Annotated in this window: 2 protein-coding genes; both read right to left on the bottom strand. The window is 38.0% G+C overall.

Annotation, left to right across the window (positions count from 1 at the left end; translation table 11 throughout):
• The coding region (locus ABY905_RS16870; protein ID WP_372646000.1) for a transglutaminase-like domain-containing protein at positions 1–1,073 on the bottom strand (1,073 nt) is incomplete at its 3' end.
• Between the two features lie 226 nt (positions 1,074–1,299).
• Positions 1,300–2,041 (bottom strand): glycoside hydrolase family 130 protein (locus ABY905_RS16865; protein ID WP_372645999.1); only part of this gene is annotated, 742 nt, incomplete at its 5' end.

Below are 2,041 nucleotides of genomic sequence, written 5' to 3'. Positions count from 1 at the left end.
GTGATATCAATATCGCTAAAAGCATATTTATTATCTTTATTAGCCCAGATAAAAAGGCTGCCAATACCTGTTGTAAATTTACTGATCCCTTGTTTATCGGTTCTTTTAGTGACCAGAGGATAGAATTCGGCGTAATTCAATACAGAATAATGCACCTCAGCATCTTCCACCGGAAGGCCATCTTCATCTTTAATACTGACAGATATCTCGTGGGTGGTTGTATATTTTTCAAGTAAGTTTAGTTCTGAGAAATTCTCAGTTTGATAGGTGATTCTTTCATCGCCCTTGTATTGTCCAAACACCTTCGTGTGAACCAACATAGCTTTTTTTGCTGATTGAGTAAACCATCCCAGGTTTAATTCCGCTTCGGGTTCGCAAGCGCCTACATATTGCCAAACACCATCAATGCAGACCTCAACCCAAGCATGATTATCATCGCAATGTGCCCAACGTGGGGTATAACATTGACGAGCTGGTATTCCAGCTGAACGATAGGCTGCAACAGTAAAAGTAGATTCTTCACCACAGCGTCCTTTGGCATTTTTAACCGTAGAAAGGGGGGCAGAGGTTCTGATGTCTGAACCGATATAGGTGACTTTTTCATGACACCAGTGATTGATTTCCAGTGCTGCTTCTTTCATTGAAAGGCCTTTCAACCTCACTTTTAATTCCTTGAAAAAAACAATTCTGGCTGAATCCAGATTTTCGTTATTGACACGGTAAGGCAAAACAAAATGTCGAAAGTTATCCTCCGAGACGTCTTTCCCCCATGGAAATTCATTCTGTGACTTAAATGCATATTTAACCTGATTCAAGAAGAAATTACCGGTATAATCCGCCAAATCATTTAAAGGCATGTAGGCATACAGAAACATTAAAGCTTCTTTTTCTTTTAATGAAAGGGGGTGATCGAATACACTTAGCAAGTCGGCTTCCCGGTTTTGGAAGATTGGTTTGCGGGACTCAAATTTGGACTGAATCTCATTTCGGTAGTCTGTATCCTTAAGAAAATGATCTTTTTGAGTACAGGAAAAACTGATACATAAAAGAAGGATAAATAGTATTTGCTTCATCTCAATTTTGGTTAGATAGGTCAATAGCTAAAGTCTTTTTAATACCGATAAGAATTTGAGTCTACCATGGTTCTAATTTTCACTAGCCAAGCGATTAATTAAATACGGTTTATCAAACTCTGTATCGGTTTTATTCAAGCTGACCAAATGGCGCTTGAAAAATTGTTATCCTACCGATTGAAAAACCAGTAGGCATTGTATGTTTAAACGATCTGAAAATCAATTATTACAATGATTTATTTTTCAGATGATCGATAATTTCAGAAATGTAAGCGAATGACATACCAACAACTGTATCGGCTGCACCATAGTAAACGGCAACTTTATCACCTTCGTTTAAAGCAGCACAAGGAAAGACGACATTAGGGACATCGCCAGTAAGTTCATAAGGAGCTGCTGGAGCTAATAAGTAATCTTGAGAACGATACAATACTTTATCTGGGTTTTCAAGATCTAATAAAGCCGCACCCATAGAATATCGGAAACCATTACACGTATTAATTACACCATGGTAGAATAATAACCAACCATCTTCAGTTCGAATAGGTACTGAACCAGCTCCAATTTTAGTACACTGCCAGGCACTATCTTCAAAAGGAGTTACTTTCATAACACAACGGTGTTCTCCCCAATATTTCATATCAGGACTATAGCTAATATAAATATCGCCGAAAGGTGTGTGTCCATTATCACTCGGGCGACTTAGCATAGCATATTTACCATCAATTTTTTCTGGAAATAAAACGCCATTACGGTTGAATGGAAGAAATGCATTCTCACATTGGTGAAAGGTCTTGAAATCGAAAGTATAGGCAATCCCAATTGTTGGACCATGGTAACCATTACACCAGGTTACCCAATAACGATCTTCGATAAAACAAACACGAGGATCATACTTGTAATCTGAATCAATCATATCTGTATTACCAGCTACCATTTCGATAGGTTCGTGATTGATATCCCAATTG

The organism is Ancylomarina sp. (genome assembly GCF_041555295.1).
GTDB lineage: Bacteria > Bacteroidota > Bacteroidia > Bacteroidales > Marinifilaceae > Ancylomarina.
Note: the sequence above shows the minus strand (reverse complement) of the source record. Positions and strands in the feature narration are given on the sequence as shown.